This window comes from Pseudonocardia sp. OZ21 (genome assembly GCF_059359135.1).
This window is the reverse complement of sequence record NZ_JCADBN010000008.1, coordinates 72,930-88,373: the sequence shown is the minus strand read 5'-3', so window position 1 is coordinate 88,373 and position 15,444 is coordinate 72,930. Positions and strand designations below refer to the sequence as shown.

Annotated in this window: 15 protein-coding genes and 2 tRNA genes; 9 read left to right on the top strand and 8 right to left on the bottom strand. The window is 73.5% G+C overall.

Features of this window, described 5'->3' with window-relative positions; genetic code table 11:
• Complete coding sequence (locus tag AC5L35_RS19420) at positions 1-540, bottom strand: DinB family protein (protein WP_495061075.1); 540 nt, start codon at positions 538-540, stop codon at positions 1-3.
• A gap of 55 nt (positions 541-595) precedes the next feature.
• Here AC5L35_RS19420 and AC5L35_RS19415 point away from each other — a divergent pair, with 55 nt between their 5' ends.
• From AC5L35_RS19415 to AC5L35_RS19395, 5 genes are all read left to right on the top strand, one after another.
• Entirely contained in the window at positions 596-1,618 is a 1,023-nt protein-coding gene (locus AC5L35_RS19415) for an alpha/beta fold hydrolase (RefSeq protein WP_495061074.1), read from the top strand.
• Positions 1,619-1,909: 291 nt separating this feature from the next.
• Entirely contained in the window at positions 1,910-3,094 is a 1,185-nt protein-coding gene (locus AC5L35_RS19410) for a sensor histidine kinase (protein ID WP_495061073.1), read from the top strand.
• Positions 3,091-3,756, top strand: coding sequence for a response regulator (locus tag AC5L35_RS19405; protein ID WP_495061072.1), 666 nt, complete (start codon positions 3,091-3,093; stop codon positions 3,754-3,756). The genes AC5L35_RS19410 and AC5L35_RS19405 overlap by 4 nt, the downstream gene beginning before the upstream one ends.
• Positions 3,757-3,917: 161 nt before the next feature.
• Positions 3,918-4,688 carry an ABC transporter ATP-binding protein gene (locus AC5L35_RS19400; RefSeq protein ID WP_495061071.1) on the top strand — a complete coding sequence of 257 codons (771 nt, stop codon included), beginning with the start codon at positions 3,918-3,920 and terminating at the stop codon, positions 4,686-4,688.
• Positions 4,685-7,165: an FtsX-like permease family protein gene (locus tag AC5L35_RS19395; protein WP_495061070.1), complete on the top strand. Its 2,481-nt coding sequence runs from the start codon at positions 4,685-4,687 to the stop codon at positions 7,163-7,165. The genes AC5L35_RS19400 and AC5L35_RS19395 overlap by 4 nt, the downstream gene beginning before the upstream one ends.
• An 82-nt stretch (positions 7,166-7,247) precedes the next feature.
• Here AC5L35_RS19395 and AC5L35_RS19390 read toward each other — a convergent pair whose 3' ends face one another.
• Positions 7,248-7,496: a hypothetical protein gene (locus AC5L35_RS19390; protein WP_495061069.1), complete on the bottom strand. Its 249-nt coding sequence runs from the start codon at positions 7,494-7,496 to the stop codon at positions 7,248-7,250.
• 146 nt (positions 7,497-7,642) lie between these two features.
• Between AC5L35_RS19390 and AC5L35_RS19385 the strand changes: the two genes are divergently transcribed.
• The 3 genes from AC5L35_RS19385 to AC5L35_RS19375 are packed head-to-tail and all read left to right on the top strand — an operon-like array spanning position 7,643 to position 8,568.
• On the top strand, positions 7,643-7,819 hold the full coding sequence (locus tag AC5L35_RS19385) for a tyrosine-type recombinase/integrase (protein ID WP_495061068.1): 177 nt from the start codon (positions 7,643-7,645) through the stop codon (positions 7,817-7,819).
• 15 nt (positions 7,820-7,834) lie between these two features.
• On the top strand, positions 7,835-8,254 hold the full coding sequence (locus AC5L35_RS19380) for a tyrosine-type recombinase/integrase (RefSeq protein WP_495061067.1): 420 nt from the start codon (positions 7,835-7,837) through the stop codon (positions 8,252-8,254).
• A complete protein-coding gene (locus AC5L35_RS19375; RefSeq protein WP_495061066.1) occupies positions 8,209-8,568 on the top strand; it encodes a tyrosine-type recombinase/integrase in 360 nt (119 codons plus the stop codon). The genes AC5L35_RS19380 and AC5L35_RS19375 overlap by 46 nt, the downstream gene beginning before the upstream one ends.
• 54 nt (positions 8,569-8,622) lie before the next feature.
• Here the strand turns inward: AC5L35_RS19375 and AC5L35_RS19370 are convergent.
• From AC5L35_RS19370 to orn, 3 genes are all read right to left on the bottom strand, one after another.
• Positions 8,623-8,698: transfer RNA gene (locus AC5L35_RS19370), tRNA-Lys, on the bottom strand.
• Positions 8,699-8,780: 82 nt separating this feature from the next.
• Positions 8,781-8,856 (bottom strand) — tRNA-His (locus AC5L35_RS19365).
• Positions 8,857-8,891: 35 nt separating this feature from the next.
• On the bottom strand, positions 8,892-9,527 hold the full coding sequence (gene orn, locus AC5L35_RS19360; RefSeq protein ID WP_495061065.1) for an oligoribonuclease: 636 nt from the start codon (positions 9,525-9,527) through the stop codon (positions 8,892-8,894).
• A 101-nt stretch (positions 9,528-9,628) separates the two neighbouring features.
• Between orn and AC5L35_RS19355 the strand changes: the two genes are divergently transcribed.
• Positions 9,629-11,200, top strand: a complete 1,572-nt coding sequence (locus AC5L35_RS19355; RefSeq protein WP_495061064.1) for a helicase HerA-like domain-containing protein — start codon at positions 9,629-9,631, stop codon at positions 11,198-11,200.
• Positions 11,201-11,212: 12 nt separating this feature from the next.
• Here AC5L35_RS19355 and AC5L35_RS19350 read toward each other — a convergent pair whose 3' ends face one another.
• The 3 genes from AC5L35_RS19350 to AC5L35_RS19340 all read right to left on the bottom strand — a co-directional run bounded on the left by AC5L35_RS19350 (position 11,213) and on the right by AC5L35_RS19340 (position 15,441).
• Positions 11,213-12,808, bottom strand: a complete 1,596-nt coding sequence (locus tag AC5L35_RS19350) for a PH domain-containing protein (RefSeq protein ID WP_495061063.1) — start codon at positions 12,806-12,808, stop codon at positions 11,213-11,215.
• Positions 12,805-13,314, bottom strand: coding sequence for a PH domain-containing protein (locus tag AC5L35_RS19345; protein ID WP_495061062.1), 510 nt, complete (start codon positions 13,312-13,314; stop codon positions 12,805-12,807). The genes AC5L35_RS19350 and AC5L35_RS19345 overlap by 4 nt, the downstream gene beginning before the upstream one ends.
• A gap of 84 nt (positions 13,315-13,398) precedes the next feature.
• Positions 13,399-15,441 (bottom strand): sucrase ferredoxin, encoded by a 2,043-nt coding sequence (locus tag AC5L35_RS19340; protein ID WP_495061061.1) that lies wholly within the window; start codon positions 15,439-15,441, stop codon positions 13,399-13,401.
• Positions 15,442-15,444: the final 3 nt, after the last annotated feature.

Sequence of the window (15,444 nt, the reverse complement as noted above, 5' to 3'; positions counted from 1 at the left end):
CTACTCCCCGGTGAGGCCGTCCACCGACTGACGCAGGAGGTCGGCGTGACCGTTGTGCCGCGCGTACTCCTCGACGAGGTGGCACAGGATCCACCGCAGGCTGGGTGCCCGGCCGTCGGGCCACGTGCGCCGGGCCAACTGTTCCAGGCCGCCGTCGGCCAGCGCCTCCGCGACCCCGGAACGGGACCGGTCCACGGCGTCCTGCCACAGCGCACGGAGCTGCTCGGGGGTGTCGTCGGCGGCCGAGTGCCAGTCCCAGTCGGGGTCGCCCTTCCAGTCCACCGTGTCCCACGGCGGGTGCGGGTCCCGCCCGTGCAGGGCCCGGGAGCACCAGTGGTCCTCGACGTAGGCCAGGTGCTTGAGCATCCCGCCGAGGGTCATCGACGAGGCGGCGACCGTGGCCCCCAGGCCGGCCGCGTCGAGCCCCGCGCACTTCCACGCCAGGGTTGCCCGCTGGAACTCCAGGAACCCCAGGAGGGTGGCGGTCTCGTCGGCCGCGAGCGGAGGCTCGGGGCGGCCCTGCTCGTCACGATCGGTCATGGACGGCGAACTTACGGGGGGCCGAGCGGCGAGATCGACAGGAGCGTGGTCCCTCATGAGGGAAAACCACGCTCCTGTCGATCTCACCGTGGAACATTTGTCCAAGCCACCGGGGCGCGTGGACGGCGACTGTGGCCTCATGAGCCAAGGCCGTCCACGGCGCCGGGTTGTCGCGTCAGCCACCGTCCTCGCGGTCGTCGGGCTGCTCCTGGTGAACGCGGTGGTGGTGGCGCGCCAGGACGCCGAGGCTGCCGGCGATCCGACCCTGTCTCTCGACGGCGGGAACGTCCACGTGCGTCAGGACGGCCCCCGCGATGCCCCGGCACTCGTCCTGATCCACGGCTTCGCCGGGTCGACCAGCTGGTGGGACGCGCTGGTTCCGATGCTGGCGAGGTCCTATCGCGTCATCCGGATCGACCTGCTCGGGCACGGCCGGTCCGCGAAACCGGTCGGCGGCGGCTACGAGATCCCCGAGCAGGGAGCCCGGGTCGGGGCGGCACTGGACCGGCTCGGCATGACGCACGCCGTCGTGGTCGGCCATTCCACCGGCGGCTCCGTCGCCACCGCCCTCGCCGAGCAACGACCCGACCTGGTGACCGCGCTCGCGCTCGTCAACACCGGACCCCGCCTGGACGCCTTCATCTCGAACGGGCTCGCCGGCGAGCTCATGTTCACCCCGGTCGTCGGGCACCTGCTGTGGCGTTTTCGGACCGACAGCCTGCTCCGTCAGGGTCTGAGCACCGGGTTCAGCCGCGCCGGCTACGAGATCCCTCAACAGCTCGTCGACGATGTGCGCGGCACGACGTACGACGCGTTCACCGCGACATCGCAGGCGGTCGACGACTACCTGGAGCAGCGCGCGCTCCCCGAGAGGCTGACGGCCGTCGGTAAGCCGCTGCTGGTGATCTTCGGCGAGGACGACAAGAGATGGCGATCCTCATCCGCCGCCGAGTACCGCGCCGTCCCGGGCGCGAGAGTCGAGTTGCTGCCCGGTGTCGGACACTCGCCCATGCTCGAGGATCCGCCACGGACCGCTGACCTTCTCCTGGCCTTCACCGGGATGCACGCGCTGTCGTGAGGGTCGTTGCTGTCACAGAAAGGAGTCAGGTGCCCGGTACGAAGACCGGCTCCTACCCTGAGCTGGCGCGCCGCGAGGGAATCCAACGCCCAACCCGCTGATCAAGAGCCCGGAGTTCACCGTGTCGGAGTAGCGCTACCGACCCGGCTCGAGGTCGATTCCTACGCCGGGCGGGTGCTCGGGGAAGCAGGAGCCCGTGGGCGCGCGTCGACCGCGCAGCAGGACCCAGGTGCGATCTCCGACCGTGGTCTGATGGCGGGCCGCACCGGAGTGCCTACCGTGGTGGGCGTCATGCGTACTCCCGACCGCTCCACGCTGATCCGGGACGCCGGGCTCGCGCTGGGCGTCGCGATGGTGAGCCTCGTCTTCGCGTACCCGCGGCCGGGGGTCATGGCCGTCGTGCTCGGCATGTGTGCGCCGCTGGTGGTCAGCCGGAGGCACCCGCGGGTCGCGCTCGCGACGCTGACGGTCGCGGCGCTGGTCCACGTCGTCACGCAGGAGGACCCGACGGTCGCGGTGGTGGCCGTGCCGATCCTGGTGCACAGCCTCGCCCGCTGGTCGACGACGGCCGAAGCACGGGCCGGGTTGGCCTTCGCGCTGGTCGGCGCCGTTCTGGGGCCGGCCCGCTGGTTGACCAGCCGACCGGAGGAGGCGACCGCCGCCCTCTGGGTGACGACCGTCGCGGGGTACGCCGGGATCGTCGTCGCCGCGTTCATCGCCGGCCGGCGCGGCCGCGACCGCCAGGAGCAGGAGGCGGAGCGGGAGCGCGAGCGGGCCGAGCGGCGACGGCTGGAGCACGTCGAGCACCAACGCGCCGTGCAGGCGGCGGCGGCCGAGGAACGCATCGCGGTGGCCCGGGAGGTCCACGACATCGTCGCGCACTCGCTGTCGGTCGTCGCGGTCCACGCCGAGGGCGGCCGAGCGCTGACGGCGCGGTACCCGCAGCGTGCGCCGGAGATTCTGGAGACCATCGCGGAGACGGCCCGGGAAGCCCTGGACGACCTGCGGGAGCTGGTCGCGATGCTGCGCGGCGACGGACCGGCGGCGGCCGACCAGCCGGGAGCCGGCTACCGACCGGCGCCCGGGATCGGCGATCTCGACGAGCTGGTGTCCCGGCTCGACGGCCGGGTCCGGCTGCGGGTCGTCGGCTACCGGCGACGGGTCGGTCCGGTGGCCGGGATGACGGTGTACCGCCTGGTCCAGGAGAGCCTGACCAACGTGCTGCGGCACGCCGGACCCGAGGCCGCGGTCGACGTGCAGCTCGACATCGGCGAGCGGGCCATCGACCTCGTCGTCCGCGACGACGGGTACGGCGCGGCGTCGACCACCGACGGCCGGGGCACGGGCCTGGCGGCGATGCAGGAGCGGGTCCAGCTGCACGACGGCACCCTGTCCGCCGGCCCCCGTGCCGGCGGCGGCTTCGAGGTGCACGCGGTCCTGCCGCTGCACCACGCGACGGGATCGGCGGGCGGATGACGCTGCGCACCTTCCTCGTCGACGACCAGCGACTGGTCCGCGACGGGCTGCGGATGATGATCGAGGCGCAGGACGACCTGACCGTGGTGGGCGAGGCCGGTGACGGCAGGGAAGCAGTCGCCGAGCTGCAGGGCGTCGACGCCGACGTGGTGCTGATGGACGTCCGGATGCCAGTCATGGACGGCGTCGAGGCGACCAGGCGGTTGACCCGGCTCGGACACCCGGCGCGGGTACTCGTGCTGACCACGTTCGACCTGGACGAGTACGTCTTCGCGGCCCTGCGCGTCGGCGCGGCCGGGTTCCTGCTCAAGGACGCCCGCCAGGAGGAGCTGCTGGCCGCGGTCCGCGGCGTCGCCGCCGGCGGCTCGGTCGTCGCGCCGTCCGCGACCCGGCGGCTGATCGCCCACTTCGTCGACCGGCTGCCGGGCGGTCCGGCCGTCCCCGACGAGCGCCTCGGGCTGATCACGCCCCGGGAGGTCGAGGTGCTCGGCGCGATCGCGTCCGGCGCCACCAACGCCGAGATCGCGACCCGGCTGCACCTGGCCGAAGGCACGGTGAAGACCCACATCGGCAACCTGCTGTCGAAGCTGCAGTGCCGCGACCGGGTCGCCCTGGTGCTCTTCGCGTTCGAGGCCGGCGTGGCCACCCCGGACCGCCGCTAGTTCCCCCGCCACGTCCTCCCGCGATCGAGCCGCCCCCGAAGCCGCCCTACGACCACGGTCGGAGCCGCCGTTCCGAGCACCGGACCGCGGACCGATCCGGTCCGGCCGGGGGCTGCATACGTTGCGACGCGATGGAACCAGCAGCGACAGACAGGGCCCCCATGACCGCGCACAGCTCCGCCGCGCACCGTCGCGGGTCGCAGGACGCGACACCTGCGGCCGCCGCACGAAACCTCAGCAAGACCTACGGCACCGGCGACACGGCCGTCCCCGCTCTGCGTGGCGTCACGGCCGACTTCGGGCGCGAAACGTTCACCGCCGTCATGGGTCCGTCCGGTTCCGGCAAGTCCACGTTCATGCACTGCCTGGCCGGGCTGGACCGGCCCACCGACGGCCAGGCCCACATCGGCGGCCAGGACATCTCCGCGCTCGACGACCGGCAGCTGACCCGGGTCCGGCGCGACCGGATCGGCTTCGTGTTCCAGTCGTTCAACCTGCTCCCGACGTTGACCGCGGTGCAGAACATCCTGCTGCCGCTGGATCTCGCGGGCCGTGCGGCGGACCCGGCGCGGCTCGCTTCCGTCATCGACTCGCTGCGCCTGGGAGACCGCCTGGCCCACCGCCCCGCCGAGCTGTCCGGTGGGCAGCAGCAGCGGGTCGCGATCGCGCGTGCCCTGGTGACCGGTCCGGAGGTGGTCTTCGCCGACGAGCCGACCGGCGCCCTCGACTCCCAGAGCGCGGCGGCCCTGCTGGGCTTCCTGCGCCGCTCCTGCCGCGAGCTGGGCCAGACGATCGTGATGGTCACCCACGACCCGATCGCCGCGTCTTACGCCGACCGGGCGCTGCTGCTCAGCGACGGTCGGATCGTGAACGAGCTGGACGACCCCACGGCAGATGCGGTCCTGGGAGCGATGCGGAGCCTGGCCCCATGACCACCGGTGCTGCGACCCGCTTCCCGATGGCCCGCAACGCGCTCGCCGAGTTGCGGCTCAACCCGCGCCGGGTGGTGGCCGTCATCATCGCCATCATGATCAGCGTCGGTTACCTCACTGCCTCCTTGAGCGTCCTCGCCGGCGAGACGGCGGCGTTCGAGCGCGGCCTCATCGCCCGGGTCGCCGAGGCCGACGTCGTGGTCACCGTGGGCACCGGCGACCCGGCCGCGCACGCCGACCTGGTCGCCGGGGTCACGGACGTGGCCGGGGTCGCCTCGGCCGACCTCAGCTTCCTCTCCCGCGGCTGGGTGACCGGCACCTCCGACTGGGTCCAGCAGCAGTCGGTCCCGGCCAACCCGGTGCTGCGCTGGACCGACCTGGCCGAGGGGCGCTGGCCCGACGGGCCCGCGGAGATCGCCCTCGGCGCGGTCACCGCACGGCAGCTCAACCTGGGCGTCGGCGACCGGATCACGATCAACGACAGGGTGTCGTCCGCGACGCTGACCGTCAGCGGCCTCACCCACCAGGGCGACTCGCTGCTGGCGGGGCTGACGCTGAACTCCTTCGTCGCGCCGTCGTTCTACACCGCCGCGGACTCGATCCACACGTCGGGGCAGACGGAGATCCTCGTCATCGGCGACGGCACGGTCTCGCCGGAGCGGCTCGCCGAGCGGGTCGCGGCGGTGGCCGGCGGCGACCGGGTGGAGACGTCCTCGGGGATGGTCCTGCGCATCATCTCCCAGCGGACCCAGGGTCTGTTCATCTTCGAGCTGCTGCTGCTGGTCTTCGGCGCGGTCGCCCTGCTGGTCGGCGGCATCATGATCGTGAACACCTTCCTGATCCTGGTCACGCAGCGGCGCCGGCAGATCGGACTGCTCCGGGCGGTCGGCGCCCAACGCCGCCAGATCCGGAGGGGACTGCTCGTCGAGGCGACCGCGATCGGCGTCACCGGCTCGCTGCTCGGCGTCGGGCTCGGCGTGGCGCTCGCGGCTGTCGTCGCGGTCGTGTTGGGCCAGCCGCTCTCCGTGCCGGTCGGGCAGGTGATCGCCGTCGCCGTCACCGGGGTCGCAATCGCGGTGCTGTCGGTGCTGGTGTCGGCGCAGCGGGCGGCCAGGATCGCGCCGCTGGAGGCGCTCCGCACCGTCGCCGGCGACGCGATCGGGCGCCGGACGTCGCTCGTCCGCCGTGCCGCGCCGCTGGCCCTGGTCGCCCTCGGGCTGGCCGCCATCGGCCTCGGCTCCACCGACACGGCCTTCGCGCTGCCGTACTCCCTCGCCGGGTCGTTCGTGTGCGCCGTCGGGCTGCTCTCCGCCGTCGGGCTGTACCTGCCCCCGCTGCTGCGCGGCCTGGGCTCGGCCCTGCGCCGCACGGGCCCGACCGCGCGGCTGGCCACCGACAACGCGGTGCGCAACCCCGGCCGGGCGGCCGCGACCGGTGCCGCGCTGATCCTCGCCGTCGGGCTGGTCGTCGCCCTCCAGGTCGGCGCCGCGAGCATGAAGGCGACGGCCGACGGCAACCTCGACGCCCGCTTCCCGATCGACGTCACCGTGTCGATGTTCGACGGGCAGCTGCCGACCCGCACGGTGGACGACATCGCCGCGGTCGCCGGGATCGCCGGCGCCGCGGGGGTGCGCTCGACGGGCGTCACCGTCGAAGGCCGCGAGGGACCGAAGCCCGTCCGGGCGCTGAGTCCCGACACTGAGGCGATGGCCGTGTCGTCGGCACCGCACCCGCCGATCACCGCCGATGTCGTCCTCGCCGACCCGTACCTGCTCGAGGACGAGGGCATCCGGGACGGCAGTCCGGTCACCGTCACCGGCCGGTCGGGGTCGGTCACCCTGCAGATCCGGGCCGATCACCTCGCAGGCGCCGACTCGCTGATCGTCGCGCCCCAGGTGCTTTCGATGCTCGACGGCGATGCCGCGGTCGGCACGGTGTGGGCGAAGGCCCGACCGGGGGCCGACATCACCGAGCTGCGGTCGCAGCTGCGCACCGTCGCCGAACCCCTCACCGGCGCGGAGGTCGGCGGTGGGCTGACGGGCAAGCTGATCTACCACACGGCCCTGGACCGGCTGTTGGCGATGACCACCATGCTGCTCGCGGTAGCGGTCCTGATCGCGCTCGTCGGCGTCGGCAACACCCTCGGTCTGTCGGTACTCGAGCGCACCCGCGAGTCCGCGCTGCTGCACGCCCTGGGACTGCAGCGCCGGCAGCTGCGCTGGATGCTCGCCATCGAGGCGGCCCTGCTCAGCCTGGCCGGTGCCGCCGTCGGCATTGCTATCGGGGCGTTCTTCGGCTGGGTCGGCAACCACGCGGTCAGCGGCGAACTGAACATGGCGAACCCGCAGTTCGCCATGTCGGTGTCGCAGACGCTCGGGGTGGCCGTCGTGGCCGTCGTGGCCGGCGTCCTGGCTTCGGTCCTGCCCGGCCGGCGGGCGGCCCGGGCGACGCCGGTGGACGCTCTTGCCGAGACGTGAGCCGGCCCTGCGGTCGACACCGGGGACCGTGTCGAGCACGCCGTGCACCTTCGCGACAGCGGCCACACCATCGCCGAGATCGTCACCAGGAGCGGGGGCGCTCAGTGAGCTCGCGGTCAACGGCGGGGTGATCACCGCCGAGCAGCTGGCGGAGGCGGAGGCGTTCGAGGCCGAGCCGGAGCCGACCACCGAAGAGGCGTACGCGGAGGCGCTGGACGACGAGATCGCGTGGGAGCTGGCCCGCCACGGCGTCGACATGCGCGAGCGGGGAGAGCGGGAAGAAGCGCAGCGCGAGCACGACAAGGGACCGGACCGGCGCTGGCGCTGGCACCCGCCGGACCTGCTCGAAGACCTGGCGGACGCCGTGGAGGCCGCCGAGCGGCGCGTGCGCGCTGGCTACAAGCGCAGCTCAGGCCCCGCGACCAGTACCGCGGTGGGTTCGCCACCAAGCGCGAGGCCGCCGCCCCGCTCGACGAGGTGCTGCAGCGCCGGGACCTGCGCGTCACCGAGAACCACAAGATTACGCTGGGGGAGTTCCTGGACGGCTGGCTCGACGAGCAGCGCCACGAACTGAAGCCGACGACCATGCACCACTACGAGCGCTACGCCCGGCGTGGCCTCATGCCCGCCCTCGGCACGGTGCCGCTGCAGTAGCTCCACCACGAGCATGTGCGCCTCCTGATCTCCGACCTGGTGGCTGCGGGCCGCGGTGCCACGACGATCCCCCGCATCGTGGCGGTCCTGTCGAGCGTGCTCGGTGACGCGGTGCGCCAGCGCCGGATCGCCCACAACCCGGCCCTGACCGCGACGCTGCCGAAGATCGAGAAGGCGGAGCTGCCCACCTGGTCGCTGGCCGAGACGGTGCAGTTCCTCGACCACGTCGCCGAGGACCGCCTGGGCCTGCTGTTCGACGTGCTGATCGGCTGTGGCCTGCGCTGGGGCGAGGCGCTGGCGTTGCAGTGGGCCGACGTGTACCTGGACCTGGGGACCCTCGTCGTGCGCCGCACGCTGTGTGGGGCGACGCCTACGCCGATGGTGATCTCGTGTTCGCGCGCGAGTCGGGCGAGCCGATCTGGCCGGACTACGTGACGAAGCGCCTCGGGCCGGTGTGCAAGGCGGCCGGGGTGCCGCGGATCCGCATTCATGATCTACGGCACACGGCGGCCACGCTGATGCTCGGCTCGGGCGTCCCGCTGCCTCTGGTGAGCAAGGTGCTGCGCCACTCGCAGCTGTCGATCACGTCTGACCTCTACGGGCACCTGACGCCGGAGATCACGCGGGGTGCTGCCGACACGTTCGGTGCGGCACTGGACGCGGCTCGGGCGGAGCGTGCTGCGGAGCAGGCGATCACCGCCGCCGACGGCCAAGATCAACTCCGGTGCGCCCAATCTGCGCCCAAATGATCTAGAAAACGACGAAGCGGGCCTCCCCGGTGAGGGAGACCCGCTGGTCAATGGTGGTGCGCCGCGAGGGAATCGAACCCCCAACCCGCTGATTAAGAGTCAGCTGCTCTGCCTATTGAGCTAGCGGCGCCTGCCGTGGCGCCCTACCGCCCGGCACCGAGGAAGAACGTTACACGTTCATCCAGACGCGCCGTGCGGCGGGGGCCGCGGCATGGGGTGAGTGACGGGACTTGAACCCGCGACTTCCTGGACCACAACCAGGTGCTCTACCAGCTGAGCTACACCCACCATGGATCCCGGCCTCGGCCGGGACCTTCAACAGCTTAGCGTGGCCGTTGAGCCGGATCGAAGCGGGTTGCCAGGGGGCCTGCGACCTGCGCGGCAGCGGCTTGGGCCGCCTCCGACGTGGGTCCGGGCTGCGGGACGAACAGGGTGCGGCGGTAGTACTCGAGCTCCCGGATCGACTCCTCGATGTCGGCGAGCGCCCGGTGTGCCAGACCCTTCTCGGGCTTCGCGTAGAACACCCGGGGGAACCAGCGACGGCACAGCTCCTTCACCGAGCTGACGTCCACCATCCGGTAGTGCAGGTGGGTGTCGAGGGCCGGCATGTCGCGGGCCAGGAACCCACGGTCGGTGGCGATGGAGTTGCCGGCGAGCGGGGCCGTTCGTGGCTCCGGGACGTGCTGGCGGATGTAGTCCAGCGCCAGTTGCTCGGCCTCGGCGAGGGTGACGGTCGACGCCCGCACGGCCTCGGTCAGCCCCGAGTGCGCGTGCATCTCGCGGACGATGTCGGGCATCCCGGCCAGAGCCTCGTCGTCGGCATGGATGACCACGTCGACCCCGTCGCCGAGAACGGTCAGGTCGGCATCGGTCACCAGCACGGCGATCTCGATGAGGGCATCGCGCTGGAGGTCCAGCCCGGTCATCTCGCAGTCGATCCATACCAGACGGTCGTTCATCCCCGAAACATTAGGCCCGGCGCCGCCACCCTCGCCCGCCGCGCGGCGTGAGTCGCGCTTCATCCGTCCGGGAACGGGTGACCCGGCTACGCTCCGGCCGCGTGGAGAACACCGTCGGTGCTGACCAGAGCCCTGCAGCCCGCGAGATCGCGGCCGGGTACGCCACCGAGGGGGCTGCCCTCGAGCTGGGCGCGGTCGTCCTCGACGGGGTGGTCGACCCGGCCGCCCGGGTGCGCATCCCGTTCGCCACGCTCAACCGGCACGGCCTCGTGGCGGGCGCCACCGGCACCGGGAAGACCAAGACGCTGCAGGGGATCGCCGAGCAGCTGTCCGCAGCCGGGGTCCCGGTGCTCCTGGCCGACATCAAGGGCGACGTGTCCGGGATGGCGCGGCCCGGCGAGCCCGGCCCGAAGATCGAGTCGCGGGCGCGGGACACCGGCGACGACTGGACGCCCACCGCGTACCCCGTCGAGTTCCTGTCGCTCGGCGGCACCAGCTCGGCCGTCCCGATCCGGGCGACGCTCACCCAGTTCGGCCCGATCCTGCTGTCGAAGGTGCTGGACCTCAACGACACCCAGGAGTCCACGCTCGGGCTGATCTTCCACTGGGCCGACAAGCGCGGCCTGCCGCTGCTGGACACCAAGGACCTGCGCGCCGTCGTCCAGCACCTGATCAGCGACGAGGGCAAGGCCGACCTGAAGGGCGTCGGCGGGGTCTCCTCGGCCACGGCAGGGGTGATCCTGAGGGCGCTGGTGAACCTCGAGGCCCAGGGCGGGGAGGACTTCTTCGGCGAACCGGAGTTCGAGCCGGCCGACCTGATCCGCCACGTCGACGGCCGGGGCGTCGTCACGCTGCTGGAACTGTCGGACCAGGCAGCCAACCCGCGCCTGTACTCCACGTTCCTCATGTGGCTGCTCGCCGAGCTGTTCGAGGATCTTCCCGAGGCGGGTGACCTCGACAAGCCGAAGCTCGTGTTCTTCTTCGACGAGGCGCACCTGCTGTTCTCCGACGCGTCCAAGGCGTTCCTGGAACGCATCGAGCAGACCGTGAAGCTGATCCGCTCGAAGGGTGTCGGTGTCTTCTTCTGCACGCAGCTACCGACCGACGTCCCGAACGCGGTGCTGTCCCAGCTCGGTGCGCGGGTGCAGCACGCGCTGCGGGCGTTCACCCCCGACGACCAGGCCGCGTTGGTCAAGACCGTCCGGACCTACCCGAACACGAAGCACTACGACATGGAGGAGGCGCTCACCTCGCTGGGCACCGGTGAGGCGATCGTCACGGTGCTCTCCGAGCGGGGGGCACCCACCCCCGTGGCGTGGGCCCGGATGCGCGCGCCGCGCTCGCTGATGGGCGCCATCGGCGTCGACGCCGTCACCGCCGCGGCGAAGGCGTCGCCGCTCTACGGGAAGTACGGGCAGACGGTCGACCGCGAGTCGGCCTACGAGCGCCTCACCGCCAAGATCGCCGAGCAGCCCCCGGCCCCCGAGGCCGCGCCCGTCGACGTCCCGCCGCCCCCGGCGCCCGAGCGGCGCCCGGAACGCGAGGAGCCGGGCATGGTGGCCGAGGTGTTCGCCTCGCCCGTGGTGAAGTCGTTCCTGCGGTCCGCGGCGAGTGCGCTGGGCCGCGAGATCACCCGCGGCCTCTTCGGCACCCGCACCCGCAGGCGTCGCTGACGGGACCCTGGCTCAGGGCCGGGGCGCGGGCGGCGTCTCGAGGAACGGCGTGAGCAGGTGCGGGACGGCGGCGTCGGCGAGCGCCGCGCCGTCGGGGGCGGCCACGTCGAGCACGGTGTAGCCGCCTGCGCCGGCCGCCGTGATCGCCTCCACCGAGACCACCCCCGCCCGTCGCTGGAAGATGCTCTGCCGGAACGTCCAGCCGATCACGCCGGCCCGCTGCAGGGCGACGGTCCGCCGCTGGACGGAGCCATGGCGGCTCACCAGGTGGCGGCCGGTGAGCTCGTGGCCCAGGTTGCGGTAGCGGTCGATACCGAGCAGCGCCGCGAGCGGGAGCAGCACCAGGCTCGGCGGCCCGAGCCACGCCAGGGCCGGCACGGCCGCCCCGGCGGCGAAGACGCCGGCCACCAGCACCGCGGTGGGCACGAGCGCCCGGGTCATGCGGCGGACCAGCGCCGCCCGCGGATGCCGGCGCAGCGGGGCGAGCGTGATCTCCTGCGGGTGCTCGCGCAGCGCCGCCGACGCCACGCGGTGGGCCTCGTCGCGTGGGCACGGCGGCTGCAACGCCCCGCCCTGCGCGTCGCGGGACAGGCCGGCCGACAGCGCCTTGCACTGCGCGCCCCGTCCGGCGCGCAGCAGCAGCGACTCCACCACCTCCGCACCCCGCAGCCGCTGCTCCGACACCGACAGCGAGCGCCGGGTGAGCAACCCGCGCCGGACGTGCAGGGTGCCGGTGCCGATGCCCGCGCCACCGGACGTGGTGCCGGCGGACCCGTCCGCTGCGCCCTCGCGGGTGAGCCGGTAGTCGTACCAGCGTTCCGCGAACAGCAGCATGGACCCGACCACCGCGACCGCCACCAGGATCGCCGCGAGCACCGCGATGGCCAGCCAGATCGGGGTGTGGGTCAGCCGCTCGGTGGCGTCGTCGACCGCCGTGATGTCGCGCGGGCTCAGGCCGAGGTCGTCGAACAGGTTGAACACGGCGGCGGCGATCGCGCCGACGCCGGCGATCGCGGAGAACGTCAGTGGCGCGAAGCGCAGCCAGGACCAGTGCAGGCGGGCCAGCTCCGTGGCCGGTGGGCGCGGGGGTTCGACGACGGCGGATCCGGCCGGGGAGGCACCGGCGGCCCGTGACCGGTCCAGCAGTTCGTGCCGGAGCCGTTCGGCCTCCGCCATGCTCACCGCGTCCAGGCTCAGGCCGGAGGACTCCGCGGTGGACCCGGAGGCGGCGCCGATCTGCACGACGCTCAGCCCGAAGATGCGGTGCAGGAGCTTGGCGGTGAGGTCGACGGTGCGGATGCGGTCGCGCGGCACCGAGCGCTGCTGGCGGCGCAGCCACCCGCTGTGCAGCTCGACGCGCTCGGCGGTGATCCGGTACTGCGTGGTGCGCCAGCGCACCACCCCGGCGAGGACCGCCAGCACGCCGATCGCGAGGGGGAACCACAGCCGCATCGGATCGCCACCGCGTCCGGTGACGAGCACGATCAGCGCGACCGGCAGCAGCCGCACCAGGCTGCCGATCGGGCCCACCACGAGCATCCGCTTGTCGAGGCGCCGCCAGGGCGTCTCGACGGCGGGGCGCGCGTCGGTGTCGGTGTCCGACGTCATGTCGCATCACCCGGGGTGGCCTGGGTGGTCTCGGTGAGCATGCGGGCCAGCTCGGCCGCGGCGTGGTCCTCCAGGCCGTGGATCTTCACCGGGCCGCGCGCCGACGCCGTGGTCACGGTGACACTGGCCAGCTTGAGCAGCTGCTGCAGCGGCCCGTGCTCGGTGTCGACGGTCTGCACGCGCGAGATGGGGGCGATCCGCCACTCCCGCACCAGCCAGCCCGACAGGGTGTACACGGCCTCCGGCGTGACCTCCCAGCGGTGGATCCGGTAGAGCAACGGCGGCACGACGACCGTGTAGGCCAGCGTCACCACCGCGGTGGCGCCGGCGGTGTAGGCGAGCCATCCCGGGGCGCTCCCGCCCATCGCGAGCAGCACGATCACCTGCGGCGCGACGAGCACCACCAGTGTCACCAGCGCCCGCAGCTGCCACCACCGCACGGCGCGCGGGCTCACCTGGTGGGCAGGCGGGCGAAGGGGGAGAGCGAGGGGGACGGCGGTGGCCATGGCAGGAGTCTGCCGGTGATCGCCACCCGGACGCGAGCACGGTGCGGCCACGACGTTGCCGTGGTGGTCGGTCGGCGGAAGGGCTCAGGGGTGGCCGAAGGCCGCGAGCTGGGCCGTGCGGACCCCGGCGGTCTGCGCCTGGATCAGGTGGAACGCCGCTTCGCGGGCCCAGCGTTGCTCCGGGCTGGTCAGGAGGAGCGCGCTGCCCGAACGGGCCGCGATCAGCGCGTTCGCGGTGCGGACGGCCAGCTCGGTGACCTCGGCGCGCACCGCGGTGCGCTCGGGCACCCGCTCCGCCACCGGCTCGGTGAGCAGGGCGTAGGCCTCGCCGCGGAGGTGGGCGGCGCGCTCGGCGAGTGCCATGGCCAGCTCGACCGCCGCCGGCCGGTCCTTCGCGGTCCCGAGCTCGGCCAGCGCGACGAGGAGGCGGCGCAGCAGGCCGAGGGAGGCGGGAGTGGTGTTCGCGGTGCGCGCGGTGTCGTGGGCCCGCCAGGCCGGGACGTCGAGGGTGGCGAGCACGTCGTCGGCGGCGATCTCGAGGCCGTCGATCTCGAGCGCGACGGTGCGCGTCCCACCCATGACGGCCAGCGGCAGCGGCGCCCCGGCCCGCAGGCCGGGACGCCCGGCGGCGGGCAGCAGGGCCAGCACGAACCGGTCGTCCGCGGTGGCCGCGGCGATCATGACGACGTCGATCAGGCCCCAGCCGGTGCACCAGTCGGCCGTGCCGGAGAACGTCCACCCGCTGCCCCGGGGCTCGGCCCGCACCGCGGGTGGGCCCGGCCGCCGGATGTGGGCGATCGCGATACCGGCACCGGTGCTCGCCGCCGCCAGGCCGGCTCGGTGGCGGTCGGCGGCGGGACCCAGCGCGATGGCCTCCGGCGCGAGCCCGGGGAGCGGGCCGCGCGACAGCGCCTGCGGGAAGCGGTGCTGGGTGGTGACGAACCAGGTGGCCCCGCACGCTCCGCTGGTCAGCTCGACGGTCTCGGCGTCCACCCGCTCGTCGGCGCCGTGGCCACCCTCGGCCACCGGGATCCGCACCGACAGCAGCCCGTGTCGGGCGAGGAGCGTGCGGTGCGCGGGATCGACCCCGCGGGCCGGGTCGTCGGCGGCCACGGCGTGCGGAGCGAGCACGTCGGCCGCGATGCGGGCGGCGGAGCGCACGGCGGGATGCTCGGCCACCCGCGGTTCCGGCGCGAACAACGCCTCCACGGCCGCGGCCGCAGCGCACATCACGGAGACCGACGCTACCGCCCGTCGAGCGGGCGCACCCCCGTGGCGCGCAGGGCGGTGTAGGGCAGCGCGTCGGCTCCGCAGGACGCCGGTCGCGGAACCCTCCGCGGCGGCGACGTCGACGGCCCAGCGCCGCCCGTCCCGCGCGGTGACGACGACGGTGCCGGCGCCGTTGTCGGTGACCTCGAGTGCCTGCGCGTCCCGCATCCCGGTGGCGCCGCGCACCGCCAACTCGGCCACCTGGCCCGCCTCCGACCACGTCGAGCGGCCCCGGCACAGCGCCGTCTCGACCTCCCCGGAGCCCGCGGCCTTGTGCGCCGCGACCGCTGCCGCCGGGTCGAGACGCCCGTAGGCGTAACCCGTGGGGAGCACGAGCGCGGTCGGGGCGAACCGGTGGCCGCCGAGATGGCTGCACTCCCAGACGTCCACGCCGCCCAGTTCCAGCAACCCGAGCGCGAGCGCCCGCCCGTCGAGGGCGCAGCAGCGGTCGCGCCTGCCGTGGGTGCACACCATCAGGAGGGGATCGGTGACCGTGCCGCCCGGGAGCGGCGCACCCGCGGCCGGCAGGACCACGTCCGAGAGCTCCGACGGGCCGGCCACCGTCAGCAGCGTGGTGCGCGCGATGGCCGGAGCGGTGTCGGTGAGGTACACCCGCGCGGGGCCGTCACCTCGCCTGCCCGGGCGCCGCACCAGGAGCAGGCGCCATCCGGTGGCGGCGGCGTGGGCGGCGAACGCGGCCACGGTGGGGTCGGGATGGTGCTCGACGCTCAGCGGCCACGCACCTCGATGCTCGACGCACACCCATCGGGGCGCGACCGGGGCCGTGCCCGCCAGTGGTTCGTCGAGGGAGCGGGCGAGTGCCGCGCACCGCTCTCCCGATTCCGTTCCCGCATCCATCGG